This is a genomic window from Streptomyces sp. Z423-1 (assembly GCF_013009255.1).
Taxonomy (GTDB): Bacteria; Actinomycetota; Actinomycetes; order Streptomycetales; family Streptomycetaceae; genus Streptomyces; species Streptomyces gossypiisoli.
Genome location: NZ_CP053109.1, coordinates 3,754,789 through 3,781,206 on the forward strand (window position 1 = coordinate 3,754,789; position 26,418 = coordinate 3,781,206).

Below are 26,418 nucleotides of genomic sequence, written 5' to 3' on the forward strand. Positions count from 1 at the left end.
GCCGACCGGCACTGGACATGGGCAGTCTATTCAGCAGAATTGATCAACCGGCTGAAGGGATACCCAGTGAACCGAGCTCTCCCCGTGGTACGGCTGCGTGTCCCCACCGACGAGGACGCCGTCGCCTGGCACCGGGTGTTCGACCACCCGGACGTCATGGAGTTCCACGGCGGCAAGTCCGCGGAGCTGTCCGTCTACGAGGAGCTCACCGCCCGCCAGCGCAAGCACGACGCCGAACTCGGCTTCTGCCTGTGGACGATGCTCGACGCCGACGACCGGGTCATCGGCTTCACCGGCGCCCAGCCGTGGCCGCGCCCGTGGGGACCGGCGGGCGAGATCGAGATCGGCTGGCGGCTCGGCCGGGAGCACTGGGGCAAGGGGTACGTCACGACGGCCGCGCTGATGACCCTGGAGCGGGTGCGCGCGGCGGGCGTCGGCAGCGTGGTGGCCATGGTCAACGCGCGCAACACCCGGTCGATCGCGGTCATCGAGCGACTCGGTATGCGCCTCGCCGAGACCTTCACCAGTCCCGAAACCGACAAGTTGGGGCACTGCTACCGACTGGATCTATAACAGAGAGTAACAGTCGGCTACGGAAAGACACTTGACGCTTCCGGACGGCACCCCCGGGCGGTTACGCTGCCCGTACCTCTGGGGGTGACATCTGTGCGCATCACACGCAAGACGCCCGAAGTGCGCGTGCCGAAGCTCGTGGGACTGATGGCCGTGGACGCCCGTGAGGCAGCCGAGGCACAGGGAGTGCTGCTCACCGCACCCGACCGGCCCGACTTCCATCGCACCGTCGTGGACTATGTCGTACGGCAGTACCCGCTGCCCGGCGTCGAGGTGCCGCGCGGTGCGGTGGTCACCGTGTGGTTCGACTTCGGGGAGGGCGAGGGCGGCGGAGGCGCGGGCGTACGGGAACCGCGGCTGCCGAAGCCCCCGAGAGGCGGCATGGAACGCGAACCCGACCGGCCCGGGGACGCGTTCGAGGCGATCAGGTAAGCCCGTCGGCGGTCAAGCCTGTCCGTTGTCAGGCCTTGAACCCCCGGTGTTCTCAGGCCTTGAACCCCCGGTGCAGCGCCACCACCCCGCCCGTGAGATTCCGCCACGCCACCTTCGACCACCCGGCCTTGCGCAGTTGCTCGGCCAGCGCGGGCTGGTCGGGCCAGGCGCGGATGGACTCGGCGAGATAGACGTACGCCTCCGGGTTCGACGACACCGCACGGGCCACCGGCGGCAGCGCCCGCATCAGGTACTCGGTGTAGACCTTGCGGAACGGCTCCCACGTCGGATGCGAGAACTCGCAGATCACCACCCGCCCACCCGGCCGGGTCACCCGGTACATCTCATGCAGCGCCGCGTCCGTGTCCTGCACGTTGCGCAGCCCGAAGGAGATGGTGACGGCGTCGAACACGTCGTCCTTGAAGGGCAGCCGCGTCGCGTCGCCCGCCGTCAGCGGCAGCCAGGGGTGGCGCTGCTTGCCGACCTGGAGCATGCCGAGGGAGAAGTCGCAGGGCACGACGTACGCGCCCGCACGCGTGAACGGCAGCGAGGAGGTGGCCGTACCGGCGGCCAGGTCGAGCACCTTCTGCGCGGGGCGCGCGTCGACCGCCTTCGCGACCTCCCGGCGCCACACCCGGTCCTGGCCGAGCGACAGCACATCGTTCGCCAGGTCGTACCGTTCCGCCACGTCGTCGAACATCGAGGCGACTTCGTGCGGCTGCTTGTTCAGGGAAGCGCGGGTCACGGGCCCCATTGTTGCAGTTCGCGTTCACGGCAGAGTTCGGGGGCGTTCGGGGATGCGTGGCGGGCTGACGCTCATCGGCGGCGGTACACCAGCCGTCCCGCCACCACAGTCACCACACAGCTCCCGCCCCCGCGCTCGGCCAGCTCCGCCTCGTCCCGTACGTCGAACACGGCGAACCGCGCGGCGGACCCGCTCTCGCGCGGCGGCGGGAACTCCACTGGCAGCCCAGCCTCGAACGGGTCGAGCGAGGGCACCCCACCGGGCGCTCCGAGCCGACCCACGACGCCGATACCGGACCGCCGTACGGCGGTCACCACGGCCCGGTTGCCGAACGTCCCCGCCACCGCGACGGTCCCGCGCGCCAGCATCCGCTGCACTCCGCGCCGCGCGCTGGCACCCCACCGCGCCTCGTCCATGGCGAGCGCGGCGAGGGCGTCCCCGGTCAACGGTTCGATGCCCAGTTCGTCGGCCTCGCGCGGGTCGGGGTGGTAGGCCTGCTCCAGCAGTTCGGGCCCGTGCGGGTTGACCAGCCCGGAGGTGAGGATGCCGGGCCACTGCCGCACGCGCGCGAGCGGATGGGCGGCGGCCAGCTCGTCCAGGGGACCGGCGTCGATGACCCACTCGCCGCGCACGGCCAGGGCGCGGCCCCTGGAGTCCGCGTGAACCGTGAGCAACTCAGTTGGAGGCGAGCAGCTTCAGCTCCGGATGAGCCGTGCCGCCCTCGATCGCGGTGGACGAGATGTGGGACATGACGCGCTCGTCGACGGGGTCGTTCGCCGGGTCGTCGTGCACGACGAGGTGCTCGTACGTCGTGTTCCGCTGGGCCGGGACCCGGTCCGCCCCCCGGATCATCTCGATCATCTCCATCAGGTTGGAGCGGTGCTTGGCACCGGCCGCCGAGACGACGTTCTCCTCCAGCATCACCGAGCCGAGGTCGTCCGCCCCGTAGTGCAGGGTCAGCTGCCCGGCGTCCTTGCCGGTGGTGAGCCAGGAGCCCTGGATGTGGGCGATGTTGTCCAGGAAGAGCCGGGCGATCGCGATCATCCGCAGGTACTCGAAGATGGTGGCCTGGGTGCGGCCCTTCAGGTGGTTGTTCTGCGGCTGGTAGAGGTACGGGATGAAGGCCCGGAAGCCGCCCGTGCGGTCCTGTACGTCACGGATCATCCGGATGTGCTCGATCCGCTCGGCGTTGGTCTCGCCGGTCCCCATCAGCATCGTGGACGTGGATTCGACCCCCAGCCGGTGGGCGGTCTCCATGATCTCCAGCCACCGCTCGCCGCTCTCCTTCAGCGGGGCGATGGCCTTGCGCGGCCGCTCGGGCAGCAGCTCGGCGCCGGCCCCGGCGAAGGAGTCCAGTCCGGCGGCGTTGATCCGCTGGATGGCCTCCTCGACCGTCACCTTGGAGATGCGGGCCATGTGTTCGACCTCGCTCGCCCCCAGGCTGTGGATGACGAGCTGCGGGAACTCCTTCTTGATGGCCGCGAAGTGCTTCTCGTAGTACTCGACGCCGTAGTCCGGGTGGTGACCGCCCTGGAACATGATCTGCGTCCCGCCCAGCTCGACGGTCTCCGCGCACCGGCGCAGGATGTCGTCCAGATCGCGGGTCCAGCCCTTCGCCTTGTCCTTCGGCGGGGCGTAGAAGGCGCAGAACTTGCACGCCGTGACGCACACGTTCGTGTAGTTGATGTTGCGCTCGATGATGTACGTCGCGATGTGCTCGGTGCCCGCGTACCGACGGCGGCGGGCGGCGTCGGCGGCGGCGCCCAGCGCGTGCAGCGGGGCGTCGCGGTAGAGGTCGAGCGCCTCCTCCGGGGTGATCCGTCCGCCCGCGGCGGCACGTTCGAGAACGGACTGGAGGTCGGCCTTCTCGGTCACCGGGTGTCCCTTTCGTCAAGGGTCGTGGACGGACTGAACCAGCCTACGCCAGCCGTTTTCCCGCCCTGCCCGCAGCCCGTCCGGCCCTCAGCCCGCCGCGCCCTCAGCCGTCGGCCGTCGGCCCGCCCACCCTCACCCCGCCGCGCCCAGCAGCAGCCCGGCGTAGGCGCCCGCGAGCAGGAACGGCCCGAACGGGATCACGGTCTTGCGCCCCGTCTTCCGTACGACGGCGCGGACCCAGCCGTAGACCGCCCCGCAAGCGAACGCGGCGAAGGTCCCCAGCAGCACCGGCCACCACCCGTACCAGCCGAGCACGGCCCCCGCACCGACTGCCACCTTCACATCGCCGAAGCCCAGGCCGCCGGGGTTGATCAGGAAGAGAAGGAAGTAGAACCCGCCGAGGCCGAGGGCGCCCAGCAGGGCGCTCGCCCAGTACCCGGCGTGCCCGGGCGCGAGCGCGGCCACGCCGAGCAGGGCGGGCGTGGCGGCCGCGAGGGGCAGGGTCAGCGGATCGGGCAGCCGCCGCACACGCAGATCCACGACGGCCAGCAGCACGCCGACGGGCGTGATCAGCAGCCATACGGCCAGCTCGGGACGGGGGCCGGTGACGGCGGCGAGGGCGGCGCAGAGCAGGGCGGTGACGGTGCCGAGGAGCGGGACACCGGGGCCGTGGCCCTCACACTCGCCGCACCGCGCCCGCCCGACCCACCCCCGGATCGGATGCCCGCGCGAACACCGGTCCCGCCACGCCTCGTCGGGCGGCACGGAGAAGCGGTACGCGGCCCGCGGCAGCAGCGCCCCCGCCACCGCGCCCCAGCCCAGCGCGGCGGCGACCAACAGACCCTCACCCAAGCCCCGCTCGCCCCCTGTTCGTCCCCCGCTGCCGCGCCGGAGGGACTACTTCACCTTCGACATCCGGGCCTTCGGATACCCGGACCGCGCGCTGTCCGACTCATACGTGAGGTCGTCACCGGTCGGGACGAGGCGGACCGTCGTGGGCTCCTGGTTGCAGCCGCCGTGGTTGCCCTTCTGACCGACCGACCTGGCGACGAGCTGTTTCTCCGTCACCTGCTTCAGGGTCAGTACGTCGACACAGACGCCGCCCAGCTGGTCGGTCTGCCGTAGTTGCCCCAACTCCTCGCCCACCTCGGCCTGCTGGACGGTGACCCGGAACGTACCCGCGGGCAGCGTGCCGTCCAGGGCGGTGCCCTGGCCCTCCCAAGTACCGAGGTAGCGGGTCGGGATGCCGGACGGGCCGGTGCTCAGGCTGGCGCTCGGGGCCGGGGAGTAGGCGTCGTCGGAGCCGGAATCGCCCGCGCTGTCCCGGCGTTCGCCGGGCAGCAGGTCGAAGACGAAGACCGAGCCGACCGTCGCCGCCGCGAACGCCCCGGCGACGGCGAGCGCCACCGTGCAGCTCACTCGCCTGCCCCGCCCGTCGGCCTCCGGCGCAGCCGTCGCCGCGACGCTCACGGAAAGCTTGCCGGGCCGCTTGCCCGAGGCGGGAACCTCCGGTTCCGCCGTACGCGGCTCGGGTACAGCCCCCGGCATCACGGGCGGCGGCCCGAACGCCCCCACGGCCGAACCCCCACCGACCGCCGCCCCCTCCCCCACCGCCGGACGACTGAACCCCACCGGCCCCGAAGGAGCCCCCGCACCCGCCCCGACACCAGCCCCAGTCTCCGCCCCCGCCGCCTCCAGGTTCAGCAGCCGCACAGCCCCCCGAGTCACCTGCTCCACCAGCACCCCCGGCAGCCACCCACTCGCCACCAGCCCCGCCGCCCCCTCCGGCGCGAGCCGCCGAGCCACCTCCGCCGGGGTCGGCCGCTCCCGCGGTTCCTTCGCCAGGCAGCCCTCGACGACCTCCCGCAACAGCCCGCCCTCCAGGGCGTCGAGCTGCGGATCCTCGTGCACGACCTTGTAGAGCAGCGCGGCCGAGGAGTCCCCCGGGAACGGCGGCTCACCGGTCGCCGCGTACGCCAGCACCGCACCCAGCGAGAAGACGTCCGCCGCCCCGGTGACGCCCTTGCCCAGGATCTGCTCCGGCGACATGTAACCGGGCGAGCCGACCGAGACCCCGGTCGAGGTGAGCGACGCGGTGCCGTCCAGGGCGCGCGCGACACCGAAGTCGATGAGCAGCGGCCCGTCCAGGGTGAGCAGCACGTTGGACGGCTTGACGTCCCGGTGCACCAGGCCCAGTTCGTGCACCGCCGCCAGCGCCTCGCCCAGGCCCGCGCCCAGCGCCCGTACCGAATGCGCGGGCAGCGGACCGCCGTCCGCGACCGCCGCCGCGAGCGACGGCCCGGCGGCGTACGCGGTGGCCACCCACGGCACCGGCGCCTCGGGGTCCGCGTCCAGCACCGGCGCGGTCCAGGCGCCGCCCACCCGCCGCGCGGCCGCCACCTCACGGCGGAAGCGGGCGCGGAACTCCTCGTCGAGCGCGAGATGCGGGTGGACGACCTTCACCGCGACGGTACGGCCGCCCGCGCTGCGGCCCAGATACACCCGGCCCATACCGCCGGAACCCAGCCGGCCGAGCAGCCGGTAGGGCCCGATCACGGTGGGTTCATCGACGCCGAGCGGCTGCATGGCGTCCGCCCCCTCTCCCCCGTACGCCTCCACTGCCCGCAGGGTATCGGCGTACTGAGGACCCCGTACTACGGCCGCAGCAGATCCACGCTCACGACTACGGCCGCAGCAGATCCACCTTCACATCCGCCGGAAACCCGGTCGTGGGCCCGACCCGGCGGGCGAACTCCGCCACGGCCTCCAGCTGCGGGCCGCCGAAGCGGAAGTCGAGGGTGGTGAAGTACTGCTCCAGGATCCGCTCGTCGAAGGCCTCCCAGCGGGCCGCCTGCTCGGCGACCTTGGCGACCTCCTCCAGGGAGAGGTTGCGGGAGGCGAGGAACGCCTCGTGGACCTTGCGGGTGATGTCGGGCTCGCGCTCCAGGTAGTCCCGGCGGGCCGCCCACACGGCGAAGACGAACGGCAGCCCGGTCCATTCCTTCCACAGCGCGCCGAGGTCGTGCACGGCCAGCCCGTACCGCGGCCCGTCGTGCAGGTTCGCCCGCAGGGCCGCGTCGCCGATGAGTACGGCCGCCTCGGCCTCCTGCATCATCAGGCTGAGGTCGGGCGGGCAGGTGTAGTAGTCGGGCCGTACGCCGAAGCGGTCCGCTAGCAGCAGCTGGGCGAGGCGTACGGAGGTGCGCGAGGTGGAGCCGAGGGCCACCCGGGCGCCGTCCAGCCGGTCCAGCGGGACCTGGGAGACGATCACGCAGGACATCACCGGTCCGTCGCAGCCGACGGCGATGTCCGGGAAGGCGACGAGATCGTCGGCGTTCTTCAGGAACTCCACGAGGGTGATCGGCCCGATGTCGAGATCCCCCCGCACCAGCTGCTCGCTGAGCTTCTCCGGGGTGTCCTTCGTCAGCTCGAAGTCCAGCAGCGTCCCCGTTCTGGCGAGCCCCCAGTAGAGGGGCAGGCAGTTCAGGAACTGGATGTGGCCGACGCGCGGCCGCATGCGAGAAATGTCCACGTCGAGAGGCTAGACCCCGTGGGGTAGGGTGCAGCCTTCTGGGGTGACCCCTCCCCCGGCGTCAACGTCGACACGGCGTTCAAACATTCGGGTGACGTGATCTTGACCCCTATTGCTTTCGGGTGCCCTCGTGCTAGGCTCATCGCAAGTTGCAGTTTGGTTTCCCTTGCAGTACAGAGCCTGCGGAGCATGTGACCGCGGGCTCTCGTCGTTCTCAGACATATGCAGTTGTGCAGAACTCAAATCTTCACACTTGCTGGTTCTGGAGCAGGGCAACCCTTTTGAGCCCAAGGAGGGCTTATGGCTACCGGAACCGTGAAGTGGTTCAACGCCGAAAAGGGCTTTGGTTTCATCGCCCAGGAGGGCGGCGGCCCCGACGTCTTCGTCCACTACTCCGCGATCAACGCGAGCGGCTTCCGCTCCCTCGAGGAGAACCAGCAGGTGTCTTTCGACGTCACCCAGGGCCCGAAGGGCCCGCAGGCGGAGAACGTCACCCCGGTCTGATCCTCTGATCCAGGATCGAGTGCAGTACCCAAGGAGCCCCGCGCCATCCGGCGACGGGGCTCCTGCCTTTTCCCGCACATCGGGAAGATGAATTCTCCGGGAATTCCAAGGAGCCGAGGAGCCGAGAAGCCGAGGAGCCGGCGTCGGGTATTCGCTGCCCCGGCGGCCGGGGCGTGACGGAAAACCGCCCCGCTGTCAGTGCCGGGCAGTACGGTCACGCCCCATGACCGAAGACGCGCTCACCCCCACGGAAACCGTCCAGCACTTCTACGACGCGATAGCCGAGGACTACGCCCACCTCTTCCGTGACGAACTCGCCGCGATGCCGCTGGAGCGGGCGATCCTCACGGCGTACGCCGAGCTGGTCGGCCGCGACGGCGAGGTGGCCGACCTGGGCTGCGGACCCGGGCGGGTCACGGCGTACCTCGCCTCGCTGGGCCTGAAGGTCTTCGGCCTGGACCTCTCGGCGGCGATGCTCGCCGTCGCCCGCCGCGAGAACCCCGCGCTGCGCTTCGAGCAGGGCTCGATGCTGGACCTGGACATCCCGGACGGCCACCTGGCGGGCGTGGTGTCCTTCTACTCCTCCATCCACACCCCCACCGACCGGCTCCCCGCCCTGTTCGAGGAGTATGCCCGCGTCATCGCCCCCGGCGGCCACCTCCTCCTCGCCTTCCAGGCGGGCGACGCCCCTCGCCGCCTGGACCAGCCCTTCGGCCGTCCGGTGTCCCTGGACTTCCTGCGCCGCCGCCCGGAGCACATGACCGACCTCCTGGCCGAGGCAGGCTTCACACTCCACTCCCGGACAGTCCGGGAACCCGACCCGGAACGCACCACCGAGACGACCCCCCAGGCGTTCCTGATCGCCCGCAGGAACACGGGCACGGAGCACTGAGGTGACCTCACTCACCCCCCGTACATGGCCTCCACCTCCTGTGCGAAGTCCCGCAGGATCGCCGCCCGGCGCACCTTCATCGACGGGGTCAGATGGCCGGCCGCCTCCGAGAAGTCGGTGGGCAGAACGGTGAAGCGGCGGATGGACTCGGGGCGGGAGACGAGCTTGTTGGCCTCGTCGACCGCGCGTTGCAGGACCGCCCGCAGGTCGTCGTCGTCGACGAGGAGCTCGGGCGGCACCGGGTGCTTGCCGTTCATCTGCCGCCAGTGGGTGATGCCGTCGGCGTCGAGAGTGACCAGCGCGGTGATGTAGGGGCGGCGGTCGCCGAGGACGAGGCAGTGGGAGATCAGGGGGTGCGAGCGGAGCCAGTTCTCCAGGGGCGCCGGGGCCATGTTCTTGCCGCCCGCCGTGATCAGGATCTCCTTCTTGCGGCCGGTGATGACGAGGTAGCCCTCGTCGTCCAGCCGGCCGATGTCGCCTGTCGGGAACCAGCCGTCCGGCGACGCCGGCACCACCCCACCTCGGTACGGGTCCCAGTAGCCGCGGAAGACCTGGCCCCCGGCGAGCAGGATCTCGCCGTCCGCCGCGATCCGCACCCGCGTGCCGGGCAGCGGCCAGCCGACCGTGCCGAGCCGGGGTTTCAGTGGCGGTGTCACGGTCGCCGCGCCGGTCGTCTCGGACAGCCCGTATCCCTCGTACACGTCGATGCCCGCGCCCGCGTAGAACGCGGCCAGGTCGCGGCCGAGCGGGGAGCCGCCGCAGATGACGTAACGGACCCTGCCGCCGAGGGCGTTGCGGATCCGGCGGTAGACCAGCGGGTCGTAGAAGGCGCGGGACGCCTTCAGGGAGGTGCTGGGGCCGGGACCGGTGCCGCTCGCCCTGGCCTCCACCGCCTCGCCGTAGCGGCGGGCGATCTTCGCCGCGCGATCGAACGCCGGTGCTCTGCCCCCGCGTTCGGCGGTGGCGCGGGCGCCGTTGTAGACCTTCTCCAGCATGTACGGGATGGCCAGCAGGAAGGTCGGCCGGAAGGCCGCCAGATCCGCCAGCAGATCCTCCGACTTCAGGCTGGGCGCGTGCCCCAGCCTGACCCGGGCCCGCACGCAGGCCACGGCCACCATCCGGCCGAACACATGGGACAGGGGCAGGAAGAGGAGGGTGGAGGCCTCCTCGCTGGTCCGCGCCTTGAAGACCGGGTAGAGGAGTTCGATCGCGTTGTCGACCTCCGCCAGGAAATTGCCGTGGGTCAGCGCGCAGCCCTTGGGGCGGCCGGTGGTGCCCGAGGTGTAGACGACGGTGGCGAGGGTGTCCGGGCCCAGCATGCCCCGCCGTACGTCGACTTCCTGGTCCGGCACCGGATCCCCCTGCTCCGCGAGCCGGTCCACGTGGCCCTTCTCGACGACCCACAGGTGCCGCAGGCCGGGCAGGTGCGGGAGTTCGGGCCCGAGCGCCGCCGCCTGCCGGGCCGTCTCCGTCACCAGGGCGACCGCGCCGGAGTCCTGGAGGATCCAGCGGGTCTGGAACACGGACGAGGTCGGATACACCGGGACGGTCACCAGTCCGGCCGCCCAGGCCGCGAAGTCGAGGAGGGTCCACTCGTACGACGTCCTCGCCATGATCGCGATCCGGTCGCCCGGCGCCAGCCCTTCGGCGATCATCCCCTTCGCCACGGCCAGCACCTGCGCGGCGAACTCCGCCGCCGTCACATCGGCCCACCGCCCGTCGCCGTCACGCCGGCTGAGCACCGGGTGCTCGGGCGCGACGGCCGCGTTCTCGAACGGCAGATCGGCCAGCGAGCCGTGCGACACCGGTGGCACCAGCGGCGGTACGGCCGCCTCCCGCACCTCCCCGTCCAGCCTCCGTATCTCGGGTTCGACGAGGACCGGCCCGCCGTCCGGGTCGTATTCGAGCGACGACGCGGACGTCCGGTGCGGTAAGGGCGACGAGGACGAGTACGAGATGGGCATGGGCAGCTCCTGGGGCCTGCAGCGCGGTACGGCTCCGCTGCATGAAGTACGCGGGGGGCGTACGGAGGCGTTCACCGGCGGTGCGCGCTGGGGGCGGCACCGGCGGTCAGGTGGCAGATGGTACGGCTCACACGTGGGGAGATTGTGCGGGTTCGAAGAGGTTCCAGGGATGGGCCTGTGGAGTCCCGAAGGCTTGCGGGACTTGGGCTTACCTACGGTAACCTTACTCGGGAGTAAAACAGGGAGGACAGGATGGAGGACAGGATGGAGGACAGGGTGAGGAAACCGGTATGACCATGGCTGACCACCTCCCGCTCGTCACCGGCGCCCTCCGCTCCCCCTTCAAACGCCCCCGCCCGGACGCCGCCTTCCCCCGCACCCGGCTGGTCCGCTCCGGGGTCCGGGTCGACCTGGCCCGGCTCGCCGCCTACGAGCGGGTCTGCGGCTTCCCCACCGGCGACGACGACCTCCCCCTCACCTACCCGCACATCCTGGCCTTCCCGCTGGCCATGCGGCTGATGGGCGGCCGGGACTTCCCGCTGCCGCTGCTCGGCCTGGTCCACACCTCGATCGAACTCACCCGCCACACCGCCCTCTCGGCCACCGGGGAGTACGAACTCGCCGTACACCTCGCCGGACTGGCCCCGCACCGGCGCGGGACGGAGGCGACGGTGGCGACCGAGGCGCTGGCCGACGGGGAGGTCGTCTGGGAGTCGCGGAGCACGTATCTGTCCCGGCACCGCACCGACGGCGTACCGCAGGCCGGGTCCGAGGAGCACGGGCCACCGTGCACCGACGGCGTACCGCAGGCCGGACCCGAAAAACACAGGCCACCGAGCACCGGCCACGTACCGCAGGCCGCACCCGAAAAACACACACCACCAAGCACCGACGACGCACCGCCGCCCGGAGGTCAGGAGCGCAAGCCGCTGACCGCAGGCGCCGAATGGCGGCTCGGTGCCGACATCGGGCGGCGTTACGCCGCTGTCTCCGGCGACCGCAACCCCATCCACCTGTACCCGCTCACCGCCCGCCTGTTCGGCTTCCCGCGCCCGATCGCGCACGGCATGTGGACGGTGGCCCGCTGTCTCGCCGCGCACGGCACGCCCGAAGCGGTGCTGGTCCGGGCGGAGTTCCGGGCGCCGGTGCCGCTGCCGGGGACGGTGGAGTACGCCGCGGAGGGCGGGCGTTTCGCACTGCGCCGGGGAGACCGGCTGCACGTCAGCGGAGCGGTGCAGCCGCTCGCTTCACGCGCTCGGCGGTGACCAGCGCCGCCCGGCCATGAGTTCGCCGAGCCCGGCCCAGGCGAAGTTCATCAGGGTGGCCGCCGCCTGCCGGGCCGTCACTCCCGGGGTGGCGTTGGCCCAGTCGGCCAGCGACTCGGCGGCGCCGACCAGGGCCTCGGCGAGCCCGGCGACCTCGCGCTCGGGGAGGTCGGGATCGCGGTGGGCGTCGCGGGCGGCCTCGACGATGAGCTGGGTGACGAAGGCGACGATGTCCGCGCGCATCGCGGTGACCTCGGCGGCGAACGCCTCGCCGTGAGTGCGGGCCTGGAGGTGCAGCACGGACCAGTCGTCGGGGTGTTGGGCGGTGTGCGTGAAGAACGCCAGCAGCCCGTCCCAGAGTTGACGGTCGGCGGGCAGCTCGCGCCGGACACCGGCCCGGACGGCGGCGAACAGCGCCTGGGCCTCCCGGCGGATGCAGGCCGTGAAGAGGTCGTCCTTGGAGTTGAGGTACAGGTACACCAACGGCTTGGACACGCCCGCGAGTTCGGCGATGTCGTCCATCGACGCCGCGATGTACCCCCGTTGCCCGAAGATCTGTACGGCGGCGTCCAGCATCTGCTGCTCACGGACCGCACGCGGCATCCGCTTGGTCTTCACGGCACCCATGCGGCTTAGCGTACGGTCCGCGCGACGGGCGTCAGGACAGTACCGGTCAGGCGGCGACGGCCACCCGGTCCCGCTCCTCCACCGGCGAGCTGCCCGCGTTGTCGTAGGCCTCGCGGTCGAGCAGGCCCTCGCGGGCCGAGACGATGACCGGTATCAGCGCCTGCCCGGCCACGTTGGTGGCGGTGCGCATCATGTCCAGGATCGGGTCGATGGCGAGCAGCAGACCGACGCCCTCCATCGGCAGGCCGAGCGTGGAGAGGGTGAGGGTCAGCATGACCGTCGCGCCCGTGAGACCGGCCGTGGCGGCGGAGCCGACCACCGACACGAACGCGATCAGCAGGTAGTCGCCGATCCCGAGCTGGATGCCGAAGATCTGCGCGACGAAGATCGCGGCGATGGCGGGGTAGATCGCGGCGCAGCCGTCCATCTTGGTGGTCGCGCCGAACGGCACCGCGAAGGACGCGTACTCGCGCGGCACGCCGAGCCGCTCGGTGACCTTCTGGGTCAGGGGCATGGTGCCGACGGAGGAGCGGGACACGAAGGCCAGCTGGATCGCGGGCCAGGCACCCTTGAAGAACTGCAGCGGGTTGGCCTTGGCGACGGTGGCGAGCAGCGCCGGGTAGACCACGAACAGCACGATCGCGCAGCCGACGTAGATGTCGGCGGTGAAGGTGGCGTACTGGCCGATCAGGTCCCAGCCGTAGGTGGCGATGGCGGTGCCGATGAGGCCGACGGTGCCGAGCGGGGCGAGCCGGATGACCCACCACAGGGCCTTCTGGAGGAGTTCGAGGACGGACTCGCTGAGGGTGAGGATCGGCTGGGCCTTCTCACCGAGCTGGAGGGCGGCGATCCCGGCGACGGCGGCCATGAAGACGATCTGCAGCACGTTCAGCTCGGTGAACGGCGTGATCACGTCGGTCGGCACGATGCCGGTCAGGAAGTCGATCCAGGAGCCGGTCTTCTCGGGCAGCTCACCGTCCCTGGGGGTGAGGCCGGTGCCGGCACCGGGGTTGGTGACCAGGCCGATGAGGAGGCCGACGGCCACCGCGATCAGTGAGGTGATCATGAACCAAAGGAGGGTGCGGGACGCCAGGCGGGCCGCGTTGTTGACCTTCCGCAGGTTGGTGATCGAGACCAGGATCGCGAAGAAGACGAGCGGGGCGACGGCGAGCTTCAGCAGGCCTATGAAGGTGTCGCCGACCTTTTCGAGCGTGGTGACGAGCCAGGACACGTCCTGGCTCCTGGCTATCCAGCCGAGCAGGACGCCGAGGACGAGGCCGAGGAGTATCTGGGCCCAGAAGGGCGCCTTGAGGGGCAGCTCGAAGGGCAGCTCGAAGGGCAGCTTGAAAGACTTCGTGTTCGCGGACACGGACATGCTCCGTAAGAGAAGGAAGGGGTGCGCAGGGCGACAGAGACGTCAAAGGCGACAGTTCGCGGACGCGCACCGGCAGAGGTCCACGTGCAGACGCGCCACGAGCGGAACGCTGCGCGGCGCGTCAACGGACACGACTGCTGGCTTCATGCCAGAAACCGTAACACTTGAAGTTTGAGAACCTCAAAGCCTTACTTTGAGAGGCTCACAGCACAGACGGCCTTAGGAATGCTTAGGAAGGCTTAGGAAGCCTGCCCCTGGGCGCGCGCCGCGTCGTCCGCGACGTCCTCCTGGCTGCGGTTGGCCTCGTAGTTGGCCTTGACGCCGTCCACCTTCCGCGCGATCTGCGCGGACGCCCGGTCCCGCTCCTTGCGCAGCACGACGAAGCTGATCGGCGCGGAGATGACGAGCGAGAGCAGCACGACCCAGATGCCGTTGGAGGCACCGAGACCGCGTGGGGCGACACCGGAGTAGACGAGGCCCCAGACGACCACGAAGCAGCCCACGAAGATTCCGAGGCGCATCAGCGTGTAGCGGAGCATCTCAATCCCACTCTTCCGGTTCCAAAAGGGATCCCCAGTGAAGCACGCCCGTGCGTCGATCTTGGAGGGGGGTACGGTGCTCAGTTCAGCGGCAGCAGCATGATCACGTCGTCGCGGTCGTCGCCGGGGCCGACCCGGATCGCGGCGGGGATACGGCCGACCTCCTTGTAGCCGCAGGAGCCGTAGAAGCGTTCCAGCCCCAGTCCGCCCCGGCAGGTGAGCCGTATCGCCTCGATCCCGTCCAACGTCCGGGCCGCGTCCGCCGCGGCGGCCATCAGGTCCCGGCCGTAACCCTTGCCCTGGTGCCGTGGGTGCACCATCACCGTGTAGAGCCACACCCAGTGCGTCATCAGCCGGTGCGTGTTGAAGGTGAGGAACGCGGTGGCGGCGACCCGGCCGTCCTCGTCGTATCCGGCGAGCAGCCGGGTGCGGCCCTCGGCCATGGCGACGAGGTGCTTCAGCAACTCGGGGCGGACGGCGTCCCGCGTCACGGGCGGTACGAAGCCGACGGCCCCGTCGGCGTTGGACACGTCCGTCCACAGGTCGAGCAGGCCGTCGCGCAGGTCGGGATCCACGGCAGGGTCGAGCGCAAAGGTAAGGGACATGCGCGCATAGTACCTATTACACAAAGTACCTATCACAGAAGGTACCTATTGAGCGAAGTACCTATTAAGCAAGCACGCGTGCCGCCACTTCCAGATCCGAGACCAGCCCCCGGTACGCCGCCTCCCGGTCGTCCGCACGCAGCACCGACGACGGATGCACGGTCGGCACCAGCCGCTCGCGCCGCCCGTGGATCTCCTCCTCCAGTACGGTCCCCCGCACCTGCGTCACCCGGAACGACGACCCCAGCAGCGCCTTGCCCGCGGTGGCGCCCAGGATGACGATCAGCTCGGGTTCGACGAGGGCCAGCTCGGCGGCGAGCCACGGCCCGCACGCGGTCATCTCCCGCAGACTGGGCGCCTTGTGGATCCGCCGCTTACGGGGTTCCGCCTGCGTGAACTTGAAGTGCTTGACGGCGTTGGTGACGTACACCTCGCCGGGGTCGATCCCGGCCTCCGCGAGCGCCCGGTCGAGCAGCCTCCCGGCGGGGCCCACGAAGGGTTTGCCCTGACGGTCCTCCTGGTCGCCGGGTTGTTCGCCGACGAGCATCACGCGGGCGTCCTCGTTCCCCGCGCCGAACACGGTCTGTGTGGCGTCACGGTGGAGAGGGCAGCCCCGGCAGCCGGCGGAGGCTTTGCGCAGCTCCGCGAGCCCGGCGCCCTCCGGAACGAAGGGTGCGGCGGTGTACTGGTCCTCGGGTGCCTTGCTCACGGCCCCCGAGTACCCACCTGTGGTCTCACACCCGCATCGGCTGCGGCGCCTCCCGGCGCGCCGGGTCCGGGCCCGCGTACTCCCGGATGACCTCGTACCGCGTGTTGCGCTCCACGGGGCGGAAGCCCGCGTCCCGGATCAGGTCCAGCAGATCGTCGCGGGTGAGTTTGTTCGGCGTGCCGTAGTTGTCGGCGTCATGGGTGATCTTGTACTCGACGACCGAGCCGTCCATGTCGTCCGCGCCGTGCTGGAGCGCGAGCTGGGCTGTCTGGACGCCGTGCATCACCCAGAAGACCTTGACGTGCTGGACGTTGTCGAAGAGCAGCCGGGAGACGGCGAAGGTCTTCAGCGCCTCCAGCGGGGTCGCCATGGTCGTCCGGGCCTGCAGCCGGTTGCGTACCTTGCCGTCCTTCATGTCGACGAAGTCGTGCTGGTAGCGCAGCGGGATGAAGACCTGGAAGCCGCCGGTCTCGTCCTGGAGTTCGCGCAGCCGCAGGACGTGGTCGACCCTGTGACGCGGCTCCTCGATGTGGCCGTAGAGCATGGTGCACGGGGTCTTGAGCCCCTTCTCGTGCGCCAGCCGGTGGATGCGGGACCAGTCCTCCCAGTGGGTGCGGTGGTCCACGATGTGCTGCCGGACCTCCCAGTCGAAGATCTCGGCGCCGCCGCCGGTGAGGGATTCGAGGCCCGCGTCGATCAGCTCGTCGAGGATCTCGCTCGCGCTCAGCCCGGAGATGGTCTCGAAGTGGTGGATCTCGGTGGCGGTGAAGGCCTTCAGCGAGACGTTCGGCAGGGCGGCCTTCAGCTCGCGCAGGGACCGCGGGTAGTACCGCCACGGCAGGTTGGGGTGCAGCCCGTTGACGATGTGCAGCTCGGTGAGGTTGTCCGCCTCCATCGCCTTGGCGAGCTTGACGGCCTCCTCGATGCGCATGGTGTACGCGTCCTTCTCGCCCGGCTTGCGCTGGAAGGAGCAGTACGCGCACGAAGCCGTGCACACATTGGTCATGTTGAGGTGCCGGTTGACGTTGAAGTGGACCACGTCGCCGTTCTTGCGTGTCCGCACCTCGTGGGCGAGGCCGCCGAGCCAGGCCAGGTCGTCCGACTCGTACAGCGCGATGCCGTCCTCGCGGGTCAGGCGGACGCCCGCCCTGACCTTCTCCTCCAGCTCGCGCTTGAGCCCGACGTCCATGCGTACACCTCTCTCAGACAGACTCCGCCAACCGTACTCCCCCACCCTTCGGGCGTGAGGTGCCCCATACGGCCCTCCGCGCCTAGACCTCTTCCGGCAGCTCACCCACCCGGTTCTCCCACTTGGTGGACAGCACGATCGTGGTACGGGTCCGGGAGACACCCTTGGTCCCGCTCAGCCGCCGGATGATCTTCTCCAGCCCGTCCACGTCGGTCGCCCGCACCTTGAGCATGAACGAGTCGTCACCGGCGATGAACCAGCAGTCCTCGATCTCCGGCAGGTCCCTCAGCCGCTGCGCCACGTCCTCGTGGTCGGCGGCGTCGGACAGCGAGATGCCGATCAGGGCGGTCACGCCGAGGCCGAGCGAGGCGGCGTTCACGGTGGCGCGGTAGCCGGTGATGACGCCGGCCGCTTCCAGCCGGTTGATGCGGTCGGTGACGCTGGGGCCCGACAGGCCGACGAGGCGTCCCAGCTCCGCGTAGGAGGCCCGGCCGTTCTCCCTCAGGGCCTGGATGAGCTGCCTGTCCACGGCGTCCATGCGATCGAAGCCTTCCACTGAAGAGGTCTGACGAGGTCTCAAGAGGTCTGACGAGTTCCTGGTGAGTGAGTGCGGGGCTCAGGTGGTGCGCGACCCACCGCCGAGTTCGCCCGCCCAGCGGCGGTAGAGCGTGTGGGGGACGCCGACCGCGTCAAGGACCCGTCCGGCGACGAAGTCGACGAGGTCCTGGATGTGGGTGGCGCCCGCGTAGAAGGCGGGTGAGGCGGGTACGACGGTCGCGCCGGCGTCGTCCAGGGAGACCAGGTGCCGCAGCGTCTGCCCGCCGAGCGGCGCCTCCCGCACGGCGACGACCAGCGGACGCCCCTCCTTCAAGGTGACACTGGCGGCCCGTTGCAGCAGGTCCTTGGAGAGACCGAGGGCGACTCCGGCGACGCAGGCGGTCGACGCGGGCACGATCAGCATCCCCTTCGCGGGGTACGACCCCGAGGACGGCCCGGCGGCCAGGTCGCCCGCACTCCAGTGCCGTACGCGGTCGAGCCGCACGGTGAAGGTGTCCGGCTTTCCGTCGGCCCCCCTGGACAGCCATTCCCGCAGGTCGTCCCGCCAGTGCGCGTCCCGGAAGGAGAGCCCGGTCTCATCCAGCAGGGTGAGCCGCGAGGCCCGGCTGACGACGAGGTCGACGCTCTCCCCGGCGTCCAGCAGCGCACGCAGCACGGCAGCGGCATACGGCGTACCGGATGCTCCGGACACCCCCACGATCCAAGGCGCGCGCTGCGATTCCCCTGCGTTCACATCTTGAGCGTACCGGTGGGCGGAAAGGTCTTCAGGACCGGTGGGGCGGAGGCGACATCGCTGACGATCCCCCACTCCACCCCGACCTGCGCCTGTGTGTGCGGGCGGTCCACGAGGCGGACGGTCTCACACCGTCAGCCCCCGAACCAGAAGATCCAGCAGCGCACACACGAACAGGGCAATGCCGATGAAGCCATTGACGCTGAAGAACGCCCTGTTCACCCGGGACAGGTCGTGCGGGCGGACGATGGTGTGCTCGTACACGAACGCGCCCGCGACGATCAGCAGGCCGAGCCAGAAGAACGCGCCCGCGTCGGTGGCGAGGGCGTACCAGACGAACAACCCCGTCGTCACCGCGTGGCAGACCCGGGCGCCCCAGATCGCCGCCGGGACGCCGAAGCGGGCCGGGACCGACATGACGCCGATCTCGCGGTCGGTCTCGACGTCCTGGCAGGCGTAGATCAGGTCGAAGCCGCCGATCCAGATGCCGACGGCGAGGCCGAGGATCACGGCGTCCCAGGACCAGGCGCCGGTGATCGCGAGCCAGCCGCCGACCGGGCCCATCGCCTGGGCGAGGCCGAGGATGGCCTGGGGGAAGTTCGTGAACCGTTTGCCGTAGGGGTAGACCACCATCGGGATGACGGCGACCGGGGCGAGGGCCAGGCAGAGTGGGTTGAGCAGGGCCGCCGCGCCGAGGAAGACGACCAGGGCGACCAGGGCGCCGGTCCAGGCGTGTCGTACCGACATCGCGCCCGTGACCAGCTCGCGGTGGGCCGTGCGGGGGTTCCGCGCGTCGATCTCGCGGTCGATGATCCGGTTGACGGCCATGGCGAAGGTGCGCAGTCCGACCATGCAGATCGTGACCAGCAGCAGCCGGCCCCAGTGGATGTTCCGGTCCCACTGGAACATGGCCGTGAGCGCGGCGATGTAGGCGAACGGCAGCGCGAAGACCGAGTGCTCGATCATCACCAGGCGCAGAAACGCCCGCGTTCTGCTGCTGGGCCCATGCCCGAGAAGACCATCGGCGGTCGTCATATGGCCTCCAGGCCGAGGGGGCGGTACGAATTTCCGAATGCGGACATCACGCTATGGATTCCGGCGCACGCCGTGAGCAACTTCCGCGCGGACAGGAGCGGCGACTCGGCTTGGCCGACCGCCTTCACGCGGTCCGCCCGCCGGGGCCGAGAGGTGGCAGGCCGTACTCCTTCCACCGCCGGGTGACCAACTCGGCAGTGGAAGGGTCGGACTCCACCATGTCGGGCCACCCCCCGTCCCGCGTGTACCCCTCCTCGGGCCACTTCTTCGTCGCGTCGATGCCCGCCTTGCCGCCCCAGAACTGCTGGTAGGACGCGTGGTCCAGATGATCGACCGGGCCTTCGACGACCGTCAGGTCACGGGCGTAGTCCGTGTTGCCGAGGGCCCGCCACGCCACCTCGTGCAGGTCGTGCACGTCGCAGTCGGCGTCGACCACCACGATCAGCTTGGTCAGGGACATCATGTGCGCGCCCCAGATCGCGTGCATGACCTTCTGCGCGTGCTTGGGGTACTTCTTGTCGATCGACACGATCGCGCAGTTGTGGAAACCGCCTGCCTCGGGCAGGTGGTAGTCCACGATGTCCGGCACGATGATCTTCAGCAGGGGGAGGAAGAACCGCTCGGTCGCCCGCCCGAGGGGTCCGTCCTCCGTCGGGGGCCGGCCCACGACGATCGACTGCAGCAGCGGCCGCTTCCGCATCGTCACGCAGTCGATCCTCAGCGCGGGGAAGGGCTCCTGCGGCGTGTAGAAGCCGGTGTGGTCGCCGAACGGCCCCTCGGGCAGCATCTCGCCGGGCTCCAGCCAGCCCTCGATGACGACCTCCGCCTGCGCCGGCACCTGGAGCGGCACGGTCTTGCAGTCGACCATCTCGATCCGCTTGCCCGCGATGAACCCGGCGAACAGGTACTCGTCGATGTCGCCGGGCAGCGGGGCGGTGGAGGCGTACGTCACGGCGGGCGGGCAGCCGAACGCGATCGCGACCGGCAGCCGCTCCCCGCGCCGGGCCGCCACCTGGTAGTGGTTGCGGCTGTCCTTGTGGATCTGCCAGTGCATGCCGATGGTGCGCTTGTCGTGGCGCTGGAGGCGGTACAGGCCGAGATTCCGTACGCCGGTCTCCGGGTCCTTGGTGTGCGTGAGCCCCAGGTTGAAGAAGGAGCCGCCGTCCTTCGGCCAGGTGAACAGGGCCGGGAGCTGCTCCAGGTCGACGTCGTCGCCGTGCAGGACGACCTCCTGCACCGGGGCGTCCTTCACCTTCTTCGGCGGTACGTGCGTCATCGCGCCGAGCTTCCCGAAGGCCTCGCGCACGCCGACGAACCCGTGCGGCAGCTCGGGCTTCAGCAGCCCGCCGATCCTGTCGGAGATCTCGCCGTACGACTTCAGGTCCAGTGCCTTCAGCAGCCGCCGGTCGGTCCCGAACACGTTCATGGCGAGGGGCATCGACGACCCCTTCACCTTCTCGAAGAGCAGCGCGGGTCCGCCCGCCTTCTGCACCCGGTCGACGATCTCCCCGACCTCCAGATACGGGTCGACCTCCACCTTGATGCGCTTCAGGTCCCCCTCGCGCTCCAGTGCCCTGAGCAGGGAGCGAAGATCGTCGTAAGCCATGGGGTCAAGTATCCCCGAGGGGCTACCCTGACCCCGTCACGGGGGCCGCGCGCGCGACTCCCCACCGCCGTTCCACGAGGTGACCGCCGATGCTCCGGATCCTGATGTTCGTCGTACCCCTGGCGTTGAGCGTGTACGCCTTCATCGACTGCATCAGCACCGACGAGAAGGACATCCGGCACATCCCGAAGCCCCTGTGGGCGATCCTGGTGCTCCTGTTCCCGCTGGTCGGCTCGATCTCCTGGCTGATCGCGGGCAAGCAGCGCCGCCCGGCCGGGCCCGCCGGACGCCGCCAGGAGTGGGTCGCGCCGGACGACAACCCCGATTTCCTCAAGTCGCTCTCGGAGGAGGAGCAGGACAAGAAGAAGGACGGCGACGACAGCTGACCGATCAGCCGGGCCGTGCCTGCCCGACGTGGACATCGGGTTCACGGGCGAGGGCAGGTGTTCTCCGCCGGCTTCTGATAGGTCCGGTAGAGGGGCGACCTGTCGCGCTGTTCCTTCGGGAAGGTCACCACGGGCACCGGCTTGCACACCGGCCACAGCCCCGCCGCCACCTCGTACTGCTCGCCCTCGTCCGCCCCCGCGCTCTCGTCCGCGAAGGTGAAGACGCCGCTCGCACCGGGGACGCAGCCCGCGGCGCAGTGTTCGAGGGGGCTGCCCCGGCGCAGCTGGTCGTAGACGTCGTTGTGGCTCACGCGGTCGATGTCGCTGTCCCGGGTCGCGGCCACGGCGGTGCTCACGGCGGTGAGGGCATCGTGGTACATCACGGCGTAGCCGTCGTTGAGGGCGTCGGACTTCTCCTTGCCGAAGTACCGGTCGTAGGACTCGGCGAAGGGTGCGAAAGCCTTGGGGACCTCGTCGTCGCCGTTCCCGCCGGCCCGCCATCGAGGTGCGTCCACGGCGGTCGCGGTCACGATCTCGATGTTGTTCCGCTCGGCGATCGCACGCATCGCGGCCGTCTCGGTGACCGGGTCACGGCCCGTACTGACGCGCAGGATGCGTGTCGGTTCGCCGTCCGGGGCCCGCTCGCAGGAACTCGTCCGGTCGATGGTCTCCAGGAAGGGCGGCAGGTCCGCGTCGCGGCCGGCCAGGAACACCGTCCTGGCGCCGACCGCGCACATCGCGGAGACCGCCCGCCGGAAGATCTGCGGCGTGCCCTGCACGGGCCCCTTGATGCCCTGGTACGTCTCGGTCCGCCGCTGCACCACGTCGTCGGTGATGCCGTACCGCGCGCCGAACTCACGGCGGAAGACGCGGCGGAGGTTGGCGACGTAGTTGTCGTCCCGGTCGTCGGCGATCATGAACGTGTCCTCGCGGTTCACCTCGTTCGCGTCCACATAGCGCTTGAGGGCGTCCACGAGCTGGTCGCTGGAGGGCGAGACCTTGAAGAGGTAGGGGTGTTCCATGTCGCGGGAGCTGAGCACCGCGCTGACGGCCGGGATCCGCGCCGGCCCCAGTCCCTCTTCCACGGCGGCAAGCGTGGCGGTGTCGCTGTTGGGAAAGCCGATGGCGGCGACGAGGGGGGCCTCGCCGCCGCGCCGGGAGGCCAGTTCGTCGGTCACGGCCCGCCAGTGGCTCAGGTCCTCGCCGACGTTGGCGAAGAGGAGCCGGATGGCGGTGTCGCCGGTGGCGGGCCCGTGGTTGTGCCCGCGCTGGGCGAGGTAGGCGCCCTGGAGCGAGTGCCGGATCAGCTCCTTCGACATGGCCGCGCCGGGGGTCCTCGCGGTGTACGGCATGACGACGGCGACGCTCACCACCGGCTTGCCCGACTCCCGCGCGGCCTCGTTCTCGTCCTCGATCCGGCCCAGGACGTCGGCGAGGTCCGGGTCGAAGAGGTACGCCTCGGCCGTGACGCCGATGCACTCGTCACCGGGGCCCACGCGCCGCAACTCCCGGTCCGCGGTGCAGTAGTCGCGGTGCTCCCAGTAGGTGTCCAGGCCCCACCAGGCACCGGCCCCCGCCAGGACGGCGACCACGGTCCACAGGGCCACCACGTCGATCAGGCCGAGCACCCGGAAGCGCAGCCGGCTCGGCAGCCAGGCCCAGTCTCTGCGGTCCGTCCGGCTCATCGCGCCCCTCCCGTTCGCGGCTGGTCGCCCTGCCAGCGGCGGTCGAGGGGCCAGTCCTCGCCGTCCTTCACGGCGCGCGGCCAGCGGATGGCGGCCTGGGCCAGGACCGCGCGGCCGGTCAGATGCTGGGCGGAGAGGAAGGACAGGTCCTGGCCGATCCGGTCGACCAGGGTCCGGTCCGCCTCGGCCAGTTCGTCCGCCGCGTACCACAGGGCGTGCAGAAGCCGGTTGACGGCCTGTTTCTCCAGGCCCGCGTCCGGGTCCGCCCGGAGCTGCAGCCGGTCCCTGCGGCCCTTTCCGACCGCCTGGCACTGCTCGAACCAGTCGCCCCCCGGGGGGCGTGGCGCGTGGGCCACCGTGCGCAGTATGTGCAGCCAGTCGACCGCGTCGCCGTCGTCCCTGAGGAACTCCGCGTGCAGCCGGTCGACGACCTCCCGTGCCTCTCCCCCGGCGAGCCGGTGCCACAGGAAGCGGGACCGCTCGTCCCGCTCCGCCTGCCCCGAGCGGCTTTCGGCCCGCTGCCGGTGGTGCTCGGCGAGCAGGGCGTGCGCGCTGAACCAGTCCACCCCGCTGCCGCCACGCCCGCTGCGCATCTGGTGCACCAGCAGGGCGCGCAGAAAACGGTCCGTGATGAACGGCCGGCTGCCCGGTCCCCGCGACCAGCGCTCCCGCTCCAGCTGGGCGGCGGCGCCGTCTGCCGCGGCCAGGCCGTCGATCCGGCGCGGCACCCACCGCTCGGCCAGCTGTTCGGCCGCCTCCCGGTCCCAGGCCAGGGAGAACAGACACAGCTCGTCGTGGTTCTCGCTGCCGACCAGGGTGTTGAGCAGCCGCCAGATGACGGATTCGCCGGCGCCGCCGGGATGGGTCAGGTCGAGGAGTTCCTCCGCGGCCACCCACTGCTCGGTGCGCGCCTTGTGCACCACGGCGTCGCACAGCCGACGGGCTCCCATGGGGTGACCCCGGGTCAGATCGTGTACGGCGGTGGCGATGTACGGGTCGAAGGAGGCCCGGTCGTCACGCCTGAGCATCCTCTCCAGGTGCTCGGTGTCCAGCGGCGGCAGCGGCAGGACCAGCAGGCCCGCCGAGGGTGCGGTGCCGCTGCGCGTCCACCTGGAGTTGGTGCCGACTTCGTGCAGCGACCGGTGCGCGGCCTGCGGGTAGGGGGCGTTCTCCTCGTCGGGGGCGTCGTCCCGGGTGGCCGGGCTGTCGTCGCCGCGCAGTTCGGTCGCGATCACGACGAGCTGGTCACGGGCGCCACGGCTCTGCTGCGCCCGTTGCCCCAGGAGGAGTTCGAGGAAGTCGCGGCCGGCATCGGTGTGCACGTTGTCGAGGAGGACCAGCGGACGCGGGGCGCGGTTGCCGCGCCGGAAGGGCCCGTAGCGCACATCCGTGAGGAACGCGGCCATCAGCATGCGCTCGACGCCGCGCCGGAATCCGCGCCCCTGGTGGAACTCCTGGCACAGGCGGGCCACGGTCCGCGCACGCTCCGCCGCCGGCACGGGCCGCGGCTGCGCGGCCGCGCCGGGCGGCATGCCGCGCAGCCGGCTGTCGGCCTCGCTGCGGTAGCTCTCGTACCAGCGGACCAGATGGCGGGAGGCGAGTCTGCGCGAGCGCCATCTGTACTGCCTCCCCAGGTAGGTGCGCACGGCCGCCTCGGGAAACGCCTCGGGGTCGGGCGAGGCGCCGTCGGGGGGAACGGGCAGCGCCGCGCGGAAGAGGGTGTCCCAGGTGGGGGGCGGGCCGTCGCCGGGCACCGGCCCCATCAGGGCGGCCGCGTGCCGGTCGGCCACCCGCAGTTCGTCGTCGTTGCCGGGGCGCCGGGCGGAGATCACGGCGAGCAGCCCGGCGGTGGTCCGGGGAAAGCGGAGCCGCCCGAACCCCGCGACGGGACGGGACAGCTGGGTGATGAGCTCGGCCAGGATCTCCACCGCGTAGGAGTTGTTGGAGATCTCCGGGCCCACCATGGCCCGCTCCTGGAGTTCCGTGCAGTTGATCCGCGCGAACGGCACGCGGGGACCGGGCCAGGGGCCCGCATCGGGCGCGTAGGCGTGCTGGAGGTCGTCCAGCATGGCGCTCTTGCCGGTGCCGTGCCGCCCGCTGAGCAGCACCACCGGCAGATCCTCGGCGAACTCGTGGTGCCGACGTCTTCGGTGGCGGTCGCGGTCGAGACCGACCAGGCGCGGCACCAGCTGCCGCAGCAGGGGCTGGCGCGCGTACACCTCCGGTATCTGGTCCTCCGACACGGGTGCGTGGCCGGCGGGAGCGCTCATCCGAGCCTCAGCATCGAGGTGAGGATCTCCGACACGATGCCGGACGCCATGTCCCTGCTCACCGTCCGGGAGCCGGACTGCATCAGGTCCCTGCTGTGCTGCAGGAAGCGATCCAGCAGGCCGGCGTCGGGCTCGGCACCGCGCTGTGAGGCGTCCGTCAGGGCCCCGGCGAGCTCGCGCACCCGGCGCACCTCGCTGTCGCTCTCCGACAGGTCGGGGCGGGAGGCCTGCACCAGCCGGGCCAGCTGGTCGAAGGACAGGAACACCCCGGCGCCCTGTTCCGCGACACCGACGCGCACCGGGGTGGGCAGCTCCAGACGGTCCTTGGCGTAGAGCAGATCCTCGAAGGGGAGTTGCCGGCCGCAGTAGTAGGCCTCGCGCGCCCAGAGGAAGTCCTCGGCGTTCGGCTCACCGTCCTGGTGCTGCCCTGCCCGGTCCCACCAGGCGAACAGGGCCGCCTTGGCGTACCGGCGCCGGGCGTCCCGGTCGGCGTACGCCTCGTCCCAGGCCCGCGTCTCCGCGAGCCCGGCGCCGGTCGGGCTGACCAGCGGCGGGACGGCACCGGAGTCGTTGTGCACGGCGATCCAGCCGAGCGCGGCGAGGCGTTCCACTATGCCCTCGACCAGTTCGAGGCTGCACCGCTCATGGCGTGCGTATGCGGCGCTGGCCACTCGGTTCCCGGCTGCGCCGCCGGTCTGAGCCGTCAGCCACAGGAGGAAGCGCGCGGATGCGGCACCGGTCTCGTCGTAGACCGGCGAGAGGCCGTTCGTGGGCACCGCCCGGGATCTGATCATCGTCCGCCCCCAACTCCCGTGACCAGGCATGGGCGTTCGCCTTCCCCGAAGTGCCGAATCACACACGTGGGACCGGCTAGGAACTCCCCTCCAGCACCTCGATCAGCCGCTCGAAGCGAAGCCGCCAGCCGCGCTCCGACTCCCGCTCCCCCTCGAACTCGTGCGTGAACCGCAGCGCGCTGCCCTGCTCCCCGTCCCGTTCCAGATGGAACCGGATGCGGCCGCCGCCCTTCACCGTGTACTCGGCGACCCGGTCCACGTCCCAGGCGGTGATCCGCCCGGACCCGATGTCACGCAGGGTGACCGCGCCGCCGAGGTGGGGTTCGAGCTCGTCGGCCGGGGTGAACCAGGCCGCGAGCCCGTCGGCCGTGGCCACCGAGGGCCAGACCTGCTCCATGGGCCGCGGGAGCCGCACCAGGAAGTGCAGGATGTGCGTGTTCCCATGGGTCTGGCTGATGCCCTGCTCGATGGAACCGGTCATGAGACCAGTGTCTCCGACCAGCCGAGCTGTCTCACGTGCAGCGG

General features: G+C 70.8%; 28 protein-coding genes. 6 read left to right on the forward strand and 22 right to left on the reverse strand.

Annotation, left to right across the window (positions count from 1 at the left end):
• The first annotated feature begins 66 nt into the window (after positions 1 to 66).
• Together HJD23_RS16795 and HJD23_RS16800 are read left to right on the forward strand one after the other, a co-directional pair.
• Positions 67 to 573 (forward strand): GNAT family N-acetyltransferase, encoded by a 507-nt coding sequence (locus tag HJD23_RS16795; protein ID WP_171112558.1) that lies wholly within the window; start codon positions 67 to 69, stop codon positions 571 to 573.
• A 93-nt stretch (positions 574 to 666) separates the two neighbouring features.
• A complete protein-coding gene (locus HJD23_RS16800) occupies positions 667 to 1,005 on the forward strand; it encodes a PASTA domain-containing protein (protein WP_171112560.1) in 339 nt (112 codons plus the stop codon).
• Positions 1,006 to 1,057: 52 nt separating this feature from the next.
• Here HJD23_RS16800 and HJD23_RS16805 read toward each other — a convergent pair whose 3' ends face one another.
• From HJD23_RS16805 to HJD23_RS16830, 6 genes are all read right to left on the reverse strand, one after another.
• Entirely contained in the window at positions 1,058 to 1,750 is a 693-nt protein-coding gene (locus HJD23_RS16805; RefSeq protein WP_171112562.1) for a demethylmenaquinone methyltransferase, read from the reverse strand.
• Positions 1,751 to 1,821: 71 nt separating this feature from the next.
• Positions 1,822 to 2,424, reverse strand: coding sequence for a hypothetical protein (locus HJD23_RS16810; protein ID WP_171112564.1), 603 nt, complete (start codon positions 2,422 to 2,424; stop codon positions 1,822 to 1,824).
• Between the two features lies 1 nt (position 2,425).
• The gene (gene mqnC, locus HJD23_RS16815) at positions 2,426 to 3,625 is read right to left on the reverse strand and encodes a cyclic dehypoxanthinyl futalosine synthase (RefSeq protein WP_171112565.1); all 1,200 of its coding nucleotides are present in this window, start codon (positions 3,623 to 3,625) and stop codon (positions 2,426 to 2,428) included.
• Positions 3,626 to 3,757: 132 nt separating this feature from the next.
• The gene (locus tag HJD23_RS16820) at positions 3,758 to 4,477 is read right to left on the reverse strand and encodes an A24 family peptidase (protein ID WP_171112567.1); all 720 of its coding nucleotides are present in this window, start codon (positions 4,475 to 4,477) and stop codon (positions 3,758 to 3,760) included.
• Positions 4,478 to 4,522: 45 nt separating this feature from the next.
• Positions 4,523 to 6,211, reverse strand: coding sequence for a serine/threonine-protein kinase (locus HJD23_RS16825; RefSeq protein ID WP_171118591.1), 1,689 nt, complete (start codon positions 6,209 to 6,211; stop codon positions 4,523 to 4,525).
• A gap of 97 nt (positions 6,212 to 6,308) precedes the next feature.
• Positions 6,309 to 7,157, reverse strand: a complete 849-nt coding sequence (locus HJD23_RS16830) for a menaquinone biosynthesis protein (protein WP_171112569.1) — start codon at positions 7,155 to 7,157, stop codon at positions 6,309 to 6,311.
• Positions 7,158 to 7,457: 300 nt separating this feature from the next.
• On the opposite strand from HJD23_RS16830, the gene HJD23_RS16835 reads away from it, so the two are divergent.
• Positions 7,458 to 7,661 (forward strand): cold-shock protein, encoded by a 204-nt coding sequence (locus tag HJD23_RS16835; protein ID WP_003992177.1) that lies wholly within the window; start codon positions 7,458 to 7,460, stop codon positions 7,659 to 7,661.
• Between the two features lie 223 nt (positions 7,662 to 7,884).
• Positions 7,885 to 8,553 (forward strand): class I SAM-dependent methyltransferase, encoded by a 669-nt coding sequence (locus tag HJD23_RS16840; protein WP_171112571.1) that lies wholly within the window; start codon positions 7,885 to 7,887, stop codon positions 8,551 to 8,553.
• 11 nt (positions 8,554 to 8,564) lie between these two features.
• Here the strand turns inward: HJD23_RS16840 and HJD23_RS16845 are convergent, their stop codons facing one another.
• Positions 8,565 to 10,517: an AMP-dependent synthetase/ligase gene (locus HJD23_RS16845; RefSeq protein WP_171112573.1), complete on the reverse strand. Its 1,953-nt coding sequence runs from the start codon at positions 10,515 to 10,517 to the stop codon at positions 8,565 to 8,567.
• Between the two features lie 296 nt (positions 10,518 to 10,813).
• Between HJD23_RS16845 and HJD23_RS16850 the strand changes: the two genes are divergently transcribed.
• The gene (locus HJD23_RS16850; RefSeq protein ID WP_171118593.1) at positions 10,814 to 11,782 is read left to right on the forward strand and encodes a MaoC/PaaZ C-terminal domain-containing protein; all 969 of its coding nucleotides are present in this window, start codon (positions 10,814 to 10,816) and stop codon (positions 11,780 to 11,782) included.
• On the opposite strand, the gene HJD23_RS16855 is transcribed toward HJD23_RS16850, so the two are convergent.
• From HJD23_RS16855 to HJD23_RS16900, 11 genes are all read right to left on the reverse strand, one after another.
• Positions 11,765 to 12,409: a TetR/AcrR family transcriptional regulator gene (locus HJD23_RS16855; protein WP_171112575.1), complete on the reverse strand. Its 645-nt coding sequence runs from the start codon at positions 12,407 to 12,409 to the stop codon at positions 11,765 to 11,767. The genes HJD23_RS16850 and HJD23_RS16855 overlap by 18 nt on opposite strands.
• A gap of 46 nt (positions 12,410 to 12,455) precedes the next feature.
• Positions 12,456 to 13,784 carry a dicarboxylate/amino acid:cation symporter gene (locus tag HJD23_RS16860; protein WP_240980729.1) on the reverse strand — a complete coding sequence of 443 codons (1,329 nt, stop codon included), beginning with the start codon at positions 13,782 to 13,784 and terminating at the stop codon, positions 12,456 to 12,458.
• Between the two features lie 42 nt (positions 13,785 to 13,826).
• Positions 13,827 to 13,931 carry a putative leader peptide gene (locus HJD23_RS45010; protein ID WP_346770311.1) on the reverse strand — a complete coding sequence of 35 codons (105 nt, stop codon included), beginning with the start codon at positions 13,929 to 13,931 and terminating at the stop codon, positions 13,827 to 13,829.
• Between the two features lie 92 nt (positions 13,932 to 14,023).
• The gene (locus HJD23_RS16865; protein WP_171112577.1) at positions 14,024 to 14,323 is read right to left on the reverse strand and encodes a DUF4229 domain-containing protein; all 300 of its coding nucleotides are present in this window, start codon (positions 14,321 to 14,323) and stop codon (positions 14,024 to 14,026) included.
• Positions 14,324 to 14,403: 80 nt separating this feature from the next.
• Positions 14,404 to 14,928: a GNAT family N-acetyltransferase gene (locus HJD23_RS16870; protein ID WP_171112579.1), complete on the reverse strand. Its 525-nt coding sequence runs from the start codon at positions 14,926 to 14,928 to the stop codon at positions 14,404 to 14,406.
• 64 nt (positions 14,929 to 14,992) lie between these two features.
• The gene (locus HJD23_RS16875; RefSeq protein ID WP_171112581.1) at positions 14,993 to 15,637 is read right to left on the reverse strand and encodes a UdgX family uracil-DNA binding protein; all 645 of its coding nucleotides are present in this window, start codon (positions 15,635 to 15,637) and stop codon (positions 14,993 to 14,995) included.
• Positions 15,638 to 15,662: 25 nt separating this feature from the next.
• Positions 15,663 to 16,826: an aminofutalosine synthase MqnE gene (mqnE, locus tag HJD23_RS16880; RefSeq protein ID WP_171112583.1), complete on the reverse strand. Its 1,164-nt coding sequence runs from the start codon at positions 16,824 to 16,826 to the stop codon at positions 15,663 to 15,665.
• 82 nt (positions 16,827 to 16,908) lie between these two features.
• Positions 16,909 to 17,364 carry an Lrp/AsnC family transcriptional regulator gene (locus tag HJD23_RS16885; RefSeq protein ID WP_055707813.1) on the reverse strand — a complete coding sequence of 152 codons (456 nt, stop codon included), beginning with the start codon at positions 17,362 to 17,364 and terminating at the stop codon, positions 16,909 to 16,911.
• Positions 17,365 to 17,442: 78 nt separating this feature from the next.
• The gene (locus HJD23_RS16890; protein ID WP_171112585.1) at positions 17,443 to 18,117 is read right to left on the reverse strand and encodes a UbiX family flavin prenyltransferase; all 675 of its coding nucleotides are present in this window, start codon (positions 18,115 to 18,117) and stop codon (positions 17,443 to 17,445) included.
• A 126-nt stretch (positions 18,118 to 18,243) separates the two neighbouring features.
• Positions 18,244 to 19,152: a menaquinone biosynthesis prenyltransferase MqnP gene (gene mqnP / locus HJD23_RS16895; RefSeq protein ID WP_171112587.1), complete on the reverse strand. Its 909-nt coding sequence runs from the start codon at positions 19,150 to 19,152 to the stop codon at positions 18,244 to 18,246.
• A 124-nt stretch (positions 19,153 to 19,276) separates the two neighbouring features.
• Positions 19,277 to 20,758 (reverse strand): menaquinone biosynthesis decarboxylase, encoded by a 1,482-nt coding sequence (locus HJD23_RS16900; protein WP_171112588.1) that lies wholly within the window; start codon positions 20,756 to 20,758, stop codon positions 19,277 to 19,279.
• 89 nt (positions 20,759 to 20,847) lie between these two features.
• Here HJD23_RS16900 and HJD23_RS16905 point away from each other — a divergent pair, with 89 nt between their 5' ends.
• Entirely contained in the window at positions 20,848 to 21,144 is a 297-nt protein-coding gene (locus HJD23_RS16905) for a PLD nuclease N-terminal domain-containing protein (RefSeq protein ID WP_171112590.1), read from the forward strand.
• A 41-nt stretch (positions 21,145 to 21,185) separates the two neighbouring features.
• Here the strand turns inward: HJD23_RS16905 and HJD23_RS16910 are convergent, their stop codons facing one another.
• From HJD23_RS16910 to HJD23_RS16925, 4 genes are all read right to left on the reverse strand, one after another.
• The gene (locus tag HJD23_RS16910; protein WP_171112592.1) at positions 21,186 to 22,829 is read right to left on the reverse strand and encodes a hypothetical protein; all 1,644 of its coding nucleotides are present in this window, start codon (positions 22,827 to 22,829) and stop codon (positions 21,186 to 21,188) included.
• The gene (locus HJD23_RS16915; protein WP_171112594.1) at positions 22,826 to 25,099 is read right to left on the reverse strand and encodes a hypothetical protein; all 2,274 of its coding nucleotides are present in this window, start codon (positions 25,097 to 25,099) and stop codon (positions 22,826 to 22,828) included. Before HJD23_RS16915 ends, HJD23_RS16910 begins: the two co-directional genes overlap by 4 nt.
• The gene (locus HJD23_RS16920; RefSeq protein ID WP_171112595.1) at positions 25,096 to 25,893 is read right to left on the reverse strand and encodes a hypothetical protein; all 798 of its coding nucleotides are present in this window, start codon (positions 25,891 to 25,893) and stop codon (positions 25,096 to 25,098) included. Before HJD23_RS16920 ends, HJD23_RS16915 begins: the two co-directional genes overlap by 4 nt.
• 76 nt (positions 25,894 to 25,969) lie before the next feature.
• Entirely contained in the window at positions 25,970 to 26,374 is a 405-nt protein-coding gene (locus HJD23_RS16925; RefSeq protein WP_171112597.1) for an SRPBCC domain-containing protein, read from the reverse strand.
• Positions 26,375 to 26,418: the final 44 nt, after the last annotated feature.